At 60.1% G+C, this 9,023-nt stretch carries 7 protein-coding genes; 6 read left to right on the top strand and 1 reads right to left on the bottom strand.

Translation table 11 applies throughout. The annotated features are described in order from the left end of the window. Window positions 1-397, bottom strand: a 397-nt coding sequence (locus ACRXB1_RS22885) for an aspartate-alanine antiporter-like transporter (protein ID WP_449493309.1), incomplete at its 3' end; no start/stop codon positions are given. A gap of 607 nt (window positions 398-1,004) precedes the next feature. Here ACRXB1_RS22885 and ACRXB1_RS22880 point away from each other — a divergent pair. The 6 genes from ACRXB1_RS22880 to pdeM form a co-directional block, all read left to right on the top strand. Next, window positions 1,005-1,988: a LysR family transcriptional regulator gene (locus ACRXB1_RS22880; RefSeq protein ID WP_061998695.1), complete on the top strand. Its 984-nt coding sequence runs from the start codon at window positions 1,005-1,007 to the stop codon at window positions 1,986-1,988. Between the two features lie 37 nt (window positions 1,989-2,025). After that, a complete protein-coding gene (locus ACRXB1_RS22875) occupies window positions 2,026-3,018 on the top strand; it encodes a 2-hydroxyacid dehydrogenase (RefSeq protein ID WP_449493310.1) in 993 nt (330 codons plus the stop codon). Window positions 3,019-3,239: 221 nt separating this feature from the next. Then, window positions 3,240-4,298, top strand: a complete 1,059-nt coding sequence (locus ACRXB1_RS22870) for a ligase-associated DNA damage response exonuclease (protein WP_061998694.1) — start codon at window positions 3,240-3,242, stop codon at window positions 4,296-4,298. Then, window positions 4,295-5,953: an ATP-dependent DNA ligase gene (locus ACRXB1_RS22865; protein WP_449493308.1), complete on the top strand. Its 1,659-nt coding sequence runs from the start codon at window positions 4,295-4,297 to the stop codon at window positions 5,951-5,953. Before ACRXB1_RS22870 ends, ACRXB1_RS22865 begins: the two co-directional genes overlap by 4 nt. Beyond that, entirely contained in the window at window positions 5,950-8,529 is a 2,580-nt protein-coding gene (locus ACRXB1_RS22860) for a ligase-associated DNA damage response DEXH box helicase (RefSeq protein ID WP_449493307.1), read from the top strand. The genes ACRXB1_RS22865 and ACRXB1_RS22860 overlap by 4 nt, the downstream gene beginning before the upstream one ends. Further along, a partial coding sequence (pdeM, locus tag ACRXB1_RS22855) for a ligase-associated DNA damage response endonuclease PdeM (RefSeq protein ID WP_449493306.1) occupies window positions 8,526-9,023 on the top strand: 498 nt, incomplete at its 3' end. The genes ACRXB1_RS22860 and pdeM, both read left to right, overlap by 4 nt.

The following is a 9,023-nucleotide window of genomic DNA, read 5'->3' as shown; positions in this document are numbered from 1 at the left end:
TGCCGACCACGGCGGATTCTGTCGCCGCGCCCGCGAGGAGGCCGGCCGCTGTCCCTCGATCCAGTTTGAACAGCGCAACGGCGCCGAGCACCAGTCCAAGCACGACGACAATTTCTACAATCGACAGAAGCCCGTAACGCCAGCCCCGCCCTACGTTGGCGAAGAACTGCGGGCCGCCGGTGAAACCCAGCGCAAATATGAACAGTGCAAAAGCGATGTTTTTCAGTTCCGGCGAAAGCCGCGCGCCGCTCTGGCCCAGGATCAATGCAACGATCAGCGTTCCGCACACGCCTCCCAACTGAATGGGGCCCAACTTGAAAGAACCGATGAAAAACCCGATTGCCAAGCTGGCAAATAAAGCAATTTCGGGTTGCCGCGCCAATAAGTTCCATATCATGAAATTATCGCCTCGATTGAATATCGATTTGCAACGATTAAAGAAGGCTCGCCATTCGAATTAAGGATTTGATTAAATATTTTTATCGCCTTCAGGTTAAAACAGTTTTAAGTGAGCCGTCTGCGTCCGTGCAGCCTGTCAAGTTGGGCATGCCCGATTCAAAAGAATTTTATTGTCACACGGGCCTCTTCTTGTGACTGTGCGAGAAGCTGAACTTAGTACGGAACGTGAGCCGGTTTTACCTCATTCCGCGTGTTCAGAAACCAGCAACTGTCTGCCTTAAGCAATTGTTTCGATCAAAAATAACCACTCTTCGTTTAATGCACTGCAAGAAACTGATCGGCGCTGTCCAGCCCGCGAAACAAAAATATGCATAAATCTGACGATCCATTCCAAAAAGCACTTAAGTGTAATTTTTCATTGCAATGACTCCGCAAATATGAAAGTCTTACGTTAATGCGGAATGCAAACAAGAAATAAAGTAGATATTGCAATTCCGCACAGGTGTCAATGCGGTTGATCGATACCGAAAATCAAAAAAACGCTGCTCGCATGGGTGATATGCGAAGCAGTTCATCGTTATTTAGGACACTGAGAGGTAAGGGTTATGAATCAGATTCATGCAATGCGGGTTTTCGTGCGAGTCTCGGAAACAGAGAGCTTCAGACGGGCCGCGCAGCAACTGGATGTATCGAACGCTCTTGTCACTCGGGCGATTGCGATGCTCGAAGCGCATTTGCGTACGCGGCTAATCAATCGAACGACTCGCAACCTCTCACTGACAGAGGCCGGTACCCGTTATCTCGAGGGGTGCCGTGCACTACTGGAGGAACTCGACCATCTGGAATCGATGGTCGCCCATACGGAGGGCGATCCCAGCGGCACGCTGCGCGTGGTGGCTTCGGGATCGCTTTCGTTAATGGCCCTTACGCCGCTGATCGACGGATTCCGGCAGGTCTATCCGAAAGTGAATGTCCGTCTTACGCTTTCGGAGCGTCACGTCGATCTGGTCGAAGACGGCTTCGACGTGGGTATCGTGACCGCATTCATGGTGTCGAGCACGGCGCTTGTCGAACGCCCGGTCGCGACCAACACGCTGATCCCGGTCGCCACGCCCGCTTACCTCGAGGAGCACGGCTCGCCCAGCCAACCTGCCGACCTGCTGCATCATTCGTTCGTTGCGTTGCCGAGCGAGATGCGCAGCGCCACCTGGCACTTCCGGCATCGCAGCAACGGCAGTGCCGACCAGGTCACGCTCGCGCCCGTTTATACGGTCAACAGCGCGCTGATGGTGCGGCTCGGAACGCTTGCGCACATGGGCATCTCGATCCTTCCGGAAGGCGTCGTTGCGAAAGATCTGGAGGACGGATCGCTGGTGCGCGTGCTTGGCGACTACGCAATCGACGACCCCGATGTCAAGGTGTCGATCGTTTATCCTGGACGTCAGTATCTGCCAGCGAAGACGCGTGCTTTTATCGACTACACGCTCGAGCATATGGGTCCTGGCGGAGAAGTCGGCGTGCCGCAGGCTCCGGACAGTGTCCTGGCCCGGCTTTCAATGGCCCATCCAGCGAGTGCCATCGCTAACTAAAACGTTTGCGTGACAACGGGGTGCCAACTCGATGCCGATCTCAATGATCGTCTTCAGCAGCCGTCAATACGATCGCGATGTCTTCACTGAGGCAAACGCGGCTTTCGGCTACGCCCTGCAGTTTCAGGAATCGCAACTCAACGCGCAGACGGCGGTTCTCGCGCATGGTTGCAACGTGGTATGCCCATTTGTGAATGACGTCGTCGACGAAGCTGTCCTGGAGACGCTTCGCGACGGCGGCACTCAACTTGTGGCGCTGCGCTCGGCCGGCTTCAACCACGTCGATCTGGCCGCCGCAAAGCGGCTCGGAATCGGCGTGGTCCGCGTTCCTGCCTATTCACCGCACGCGGTTGCCGAGCACGCAGTTGGTTTGATCCTCACGCTTAATCGCAAGCTGCATCGCGCTTATGCACGTACCCGCGACGGTGATTTCTCGCTCAACGGTTTGCTGGGTTTCGACCTGCACGGCAAAACGCTCGGGATTATCGGCACAGGAGTCATTGGACGTGTGTTCGGCAAAATCATGGCGGGTTTCGGCATGACTTTGCTGGCACACGATCCAGGACCGCCCGCACAGGACCTGGTTGCATCCGGAGCGCAGTATCTGGCGCTTGAAGCGCTGCTGGCTCAATCCGATATTATCAGCCTGCATTGCCCTCTCCTGCCTTCGACATATCACTTGATCGACGCAGCCGCGCTTGGGCAAATGAAACATGGCGCAATGCTCATCAATACAGGCCGCGGCGGACTGATTGACAGCAGCGCACTTGTCGATGCGCTAAAAAGCGGCCAGCTAGGCCATCTCGGCCTGGATGTCTATGAAGAAGAAAGCGGACTCTTCTTCGAGGACCATTCGAATCATCTTCTCCAGGATGATGTGCTTGCGCGCTTACTCTCGTTTCCAAATGTGATCGTTACTTCTCATCAGGCGTTCTTTACGCATGAAGCCCTGAGCGAGATTGCAAACACGACGCTCGAGAACATAAAGGCGTGGTTCGATGGTTCTTCGCCCATTCAAACGACTCTCTAAGCTTTCAATCCTTACCGCGCATATTAAATACGCGCAATTAACATGATTTGAAATGTCAACCGTTTGATTGACGCCGATATTTTATCAATCTTTCTTATTCTTCATATGAATTAATGAATCGATAGTAAATGCGTGAGTTTTAATAGGCACACGATTTGCTTCCATTAAACCCACGTTGACCACTTCCGGTCAACTTCTCCCTTTTCCAAGCGGGTGGCGGGTTGGACGCATTCAAAGATCTGATTGTCGCGAGGCCGGAAGGTCTTTATTGCCCGCCGGGCGACTTCTTTATCGATCCGTGGCGCCCGGTCGATCGGGCAATCATCACGCATGCCCATGCGGATCACGCCCGTTTCGGACATGCGCGCTATCTTGCGGCAGAAGCGGGCGTTGGTGTATTGCTATCGCGCCTGCCGGGTATCGAATTACAAGGCGTTCCGTACGGGGAGCGTCTTGTCATTAACGGCGTCTCCGTCTCACTGCATCCCGCCGGCCACGTGCTGGGCTCGGCGCAAGTCCGTGTGGAACATGGCGGCCGTGTGTGGGTCGCTTCCGGCGACTACAAGGTCGACCCGGACCCGACTTGCACACCGTTCGAACCCGTGCGCTGCGACACGTTCATCACGGAATCCACTTTTGGTTTGCCGATTTATCGATGGGACCCGTCGCACGTTACTTTTGGCGGTATCGACTCCTGGTGGCGGCATAACGCGGCGGAGGGACGCGCGTCCGTATTGTTCTGCTATTCGTTTGGCAAGGCGCAGCGGGTTCTTGCCGGAATCGATGCAGGTATCGGTCCCATCTTTTGTCATGGCGCCGTGGAACCGCTGAACCGGGCTTATCGGGCAGCGGGCGTGGCCTTGCCGGAAACACGTCTTGTCAGTGATGTCGCCGCCAAGGACAAGGGTGTGTTCAAGGGCGCGCTGGTCGTCGCGCCGCCGTCGGCACAAGGCAGCACGTGGATGCGGCGCTTTGGCGACTACAGCGACGCGTTCGCTTCCGGCTGGATGCGCCTGCGGGGCACGCGGCGCCGGCGCGGCCTGGATCGCGGTTTCGTGCTGTCCGATCATGCGGACTGGCCGGGGTTGCAGGAGGCGATCGGTGCGACGGGCGCGGAACGTGTGATCGTCACGCACGGCCAGATCGAACCGATGGTGCGGTGGCTGCGTGAACAGGGACTCGAAGCCGGTGCGTTCACGACCGAATACGGCGACGACGCAATCGAAGCGGACGCAGCCGAAGCCGCTGGTAGCGCCGAACCCGAGGCAGCGTCCCAATGAAACGCTTCGCCGCGTTATACACCGCGCTCGACGGCACGACATCGACGAAAGAAAAACTCGAAGCACTGATCGCGTACTTCTCTGCGGCAGAACCCGAGGACGCCGCCTGGGCGTCGTATTTCCTGAGCGGCGGCAAGCCGCGCCAATCTGTTCCTACGCGCCTTCTCACCGAGTTCGCCCGCGAGCGGGCCCGCCTGCCCGAATGGCTGTTCGAAGAGTCGTATCAGGCCGTTGGCGATCTCGCCGAAACCATCGCGCATATCTTGCCGCCGGCGCAACGCACGTCCGAACTCGGCTTGGCGCAATGGATCGAAGGCCGCGTGCTGACCTTGCGCGGCCTGGAACCTGACGAACTTCGCACGCGCCTGCTCAGTTATTGGGACGAACTCGACTGGAGCGAGCGTTTCCTGCTGACCAAGCTGATTGGCGGCGGGTTTCGTGTCGGCGTCGCGCGTCAGCTCGTCGTGCGGGCCCTCGCGGAAGTCGCGGGCGTCGATCACAAACGCATTGCACAACGCATGGTCGGCTGGACCGACTCGCGCCAGGCGCCGGATGCAGCGCGCTATCTCCGGCTGATCGCGCCCGAAACGTCGTCCGACGATGAAACCGCAGCGCCTCACGAAAGCGATATCGGCCTGCCCTATCCTTTCTTTCTCGCGCATCCGTTGCAAGCCGATCCTGCAACGCTTGGCACGCCGGCGGACTGGGTTATCGAATGGAAGTGGGACGGGATTCGTGCACAACTCGTGAAGCGCGGCGGCCGCGTGTGGCTCTGGTCGCGCGGCGAAGATCTCATCACCGACCGCTTCCCCGAGATCGCTGCATTGGGTGAAGCGCTCGCCGATGGCACAGTGATCGATGGCGAAATTCTCGCGTGGGAACCGGGCGCCGATGCGCCGTTGCCGTTTGCGCGGCTGCAACCGCGGATCACGCGCAAGACATTATCGAAGAAAGTGCTGGCCGATTCGCCCGCCACCTTTCTTGCGTACGATCTGCTCGAAGCCGATGGTCGCGACCTGCGTCTGACGCCGCTCACTGAACGGCGGACGCAACTCGATGCGCTGGCCAATGAACTTGCGGTGGATCTGCTGCGCGTATCACCCCTGGTGAACGCCGGCGACTGGACCGCGCTCGCCACGTTGCGCGAGGAAAGCCGCGGGCGCGGCGTGGAAGGCCTGATGCTGAAAGGCCGCGATTCGATGTACGGCGTCGGCCGCACGAAGGCGTCGGGGACGTGGTGGAAATGGAAGGTCGAGCCGTATGCGATCGATGCCGTTCTTCTCTACGCGCAACGCGGTCATGGCAGGCGCGCGAGCCTGTACACGGACTTTACGTTCGCCGTGTGGGACGAAGCCGACGGCGTGCGCTCACTCGTCCCCTTTTCAAAAGCCTATTCGGGTCTCACCGATGAAGAAATGCGCAAGGTCGATGCGATCGTGCGCAAGACGACCATCGAAAAATTCGGACCTGTGAGGAGCGTCACGCCGACGCTCGTATTCGAGATCGGCTTCGAAGGCATTCAAGCGAGTCCGCGCCATAAATCGGGCATTGCGGTGAGGTTCCCGCGCATGTTGCGGTGGCGCACGGACAAGCAGATCGACGACGCCGATACACTCACCATGCTCAAAGGTTTTCTTGATGGAGCCGGCCAATGAGCACGCCCGCTGATTCCAGACGCCGTTCGCCGCGTCCACGCCGGGTGCCGAAAACGCGCGCGGCGCAGGCGAAGGCGGACGCCCTGGCCGAGTTGTTCCAGCCCGTGCCTGTGGTGATCGACCAGGACGCTGAAACCACGCCTTTCGATACACGCCTCGCCGCGTGGTTCGAGCGCAATGCATGGCAGCCGTTTCCGTTTCAACGTGAAGTATGGAAGGCAATCGAGAGCGGTTCGAGCGGCCTTCTTCATGCAACAACGGGCGCGGGGAAAACCTGGGCCGTGTGGCTCGGCGCATTGGCCGCGTATGCACGTGAGCAAAAGGCTCCGGCGCCATTGACCGTGTTATGGATCACGCCGATGCGCGCCCTCGCCGCCGATACCGCCCGCGCACTGCAAACCGCGGTGACCGAACTCGCGGTGCCCTGGAGCATCGGCTTGCGCACCGGCGACACGCAATCCGCCGAACGCGCACGCCAGAACAAACGCATGCCATCGACGCTTGTGACCACGCCCGAGAGCCTCACGCTGATGCTCACGCGCGCAAACGCCATCGACGAAATGAAGCATGTGCGGCTGGTCGTCGTCGATGAATGGCACGAGCTGCTCGGCAACAAGCGCGGCACGCAGACGCAACTTGCGATCGCACGCCTCACGCGCTGGCGGCCCGGGCTGCAGGTCTGGGGTTTATCGGCGACGCTCGGCAATCTCGAACTGGCGAAGGACGCGTTGCTCGCGCCCGTGAAAACGCCGCGCGTTGCGGTGCGCGGCGCGCAGCCGAAAACGCTGATCGTCGATACGCTCATACCTGACACCATCGAGCGCTTTCCCTGGGGCGGTCATCTGGGTGTGAGGCAGGTCGAACCCGTTGCCGCTGAAATCGATCAAGCGCGCAGTTCGCTCGTCTTCACCAACACGCGCTCGCAGTCGGAGATCTGGTATAGGGCGCTGCTGGACCTGCGGCCCGATTGGGCCGGTCTGATCGCGCTGCATCACGGTTCGCTCGACAAGGAAGTCCGCGAATGGGTCGAGCTGGGCCTGAAGAACGGCCAGCTCAAAGCGGTGGTGTGTACATCGAGCCTGGATCTCGGCGTCGACTTCCTGCCGGTCGACCGGGTGTTCCAGATCGGCTCGCCGAAGGGCGTCGCACGTTTGATGCAGCGCGCGGGACGCTCGGGACATTCGCCGGGGCGCGCATCGCGCGTGACCATCGTTCCGACACACGCGCTCGAACTCGTGGAAGCCGCCGCCGCGCGATGGGCGGTTGAAGAACGGCACATAGAAGGCCGTGAGATGCCCTACAAGCCGCTCGATGTCCTCGTGCAGCATCTGGTGACGATTGCCATTGGCGGGGGCTTCAACGCGCCAGATCTCTTCGACGAAGTCCGCACGACCTACGCGTATCGCGACCTCACGCAGCAGGAATTCAATTGGGCGCTGGCCTTCGTGGAGCGCGGTGGCGCATCGCTCGCGGCGTACCCGGACTTTCATCGCGTGACGCCCGATGCCGACGGCGTGTATCGCGTGCCGCGTGAGGACCTGGTCCGGCGCCACCGGAACAATGTCGGCACGATCGTCGCGAACGCGACCATCAACGTGGCGTACATGACGGGCGGCCGGATCGGGTCGATGGAAGAGTCGTTCATCTCGCGCCTGAAACCCGGCGATGTCTTCACCTTCGGCGGACGCGCGCTGGAACTGATCCGCGTGCGCGACATGACTGCGTATGTGAAGCGCGCGACGTCATCGCGCGGCGCGATGCCGCAATGGGCCGGCAGCCGCATGCCGCTTTCGTCCGAACTTGCCGAAGCTACACTGATGATGCTCGCGCGGGCCGTCAACGGCGTCTACGATGAACCCGAAATGCTGGCCGTGCGCCCGCTGCTCGAATTGCAGGCGAAGTGGTCCGCGTTGCCGGAGCCGGGCGTGCTGCTGGTCGAGATGATCCGTTCGCGCGAAGGGCACCATCTGTTTTGTTATCCGTTCGCGGGACGCATGGCGCACATCGGTCTTGGGTCGCTGATCGGCTGGCGCGTCGCTCGCGATCAGCCGAGCACTTTCTCCATATCGATGAATGATTACGGCTTCGAGTTGCTCTCGGCGCGACCATTCGACTGGGAAACGCTGATTCAGGAAGGCCTCTTTTCGCCCGATAATCTCGAACACGACATTCTTGCGAGCCTCAATTCGTCCGAGCTCGCGGCGCGCCGTTTTCGCGAGATTGCGCGCGTATCCGGACTGATCTTCCAGGGTCATCCCGGGCAGCAGAAGAGCGCGCGGCAATTGCAGGCATCGAGTGGATTGTTCTATGAAGTTTTTCGCCAGCACGACAGCGACAACCTGCTGCTCGCGCAGGCCGAGGAAGAAGTGATGTTGCAGGAACTCGAACTTGAACGTATGCGCGCCGCGCTTCAAAGCATGAGCACGAGCCGCCTCGCGCTCACGCATCCGAAGAAGCCGACGCCGTTTGCATTCCCGCTGATCATCGCGCGGCTTCGCGAGAAAGTGAGTACCGAAAAGCTCTCGGATCGCGTCGCGCGCATGCTCGCCGACCTGGAAAAGGCGGCGCGTGCATGATGATCGAAGCATTGACGGTGGACGTTGGCGGGCATGCGCTGGTGTTGTCGGCGGCACGCGCGGCATTCGATCCGGTGCTCAAGACGTTGTTTGTCGCCGATGCGCATTTCGGCAAGGACGCCGTGTTTCGCGCGCGCGGAATTCCGGTGCCGGAAGGATCGACCGCGGAAACGCTTGGCCGTCTCGATGTGTTGATTTCGATGCATCGACCGGTTTGCGTCGTCTTCCTGGGCGATCTGCTGCACGCGAGGGAATCGCATGCGGCAGCGACGCTACGCGCGCTCGCCGAGTGGCGTTCGCGGCATGCCGGTTTGCGACTCATCTTGGTGGAAGGCAATCACGATCGTCATGCCGGCGGACCGCCTGAGGCGCTGGGCATGGAGGTGGTCGACGAGCCGTATCGGCTGGGGCCGTGGGCTTTGTGTCATTACCCGCAGCGCGTGGCGGGCGCATTTGCGCTCGCCGGGCATGAGCACCCGGTTTATCGCGTGGCA

Source organism: Caballeronia sp. M23-90, from assembly GCF_053574605.1.
Note: the sequence above shows the minus strand (reverse complement) of the source record. Positions and strands in the feature narration are given on the sequence as shown.

Excerpts from the sequence above, each read along its gene's own strand:
- ACRXB1_RS22880 (WP_061998695.1), top strand. The coding sequence starts at position 1,005 with ATGAATCAGATTCATGCAATGCGGGTTTTCGTGCGAGTCTCGGAAACA.
- ACRXB1_RS22865 (WP_449493308.1), top strand. The coding sequence starts at position 4,295 with ATGAAACGCTTCGCCGCGTTATACACCGCGCTCGACGGCACGACATCG.
- ACRXB1_RS22860 (WP_449493307.1), top strand. The coding sequence starts at position 5,950 with ATGAGCACGCCCGCTGATTCCAGACGCCGTTCGCCGCGTCCACGCCGG.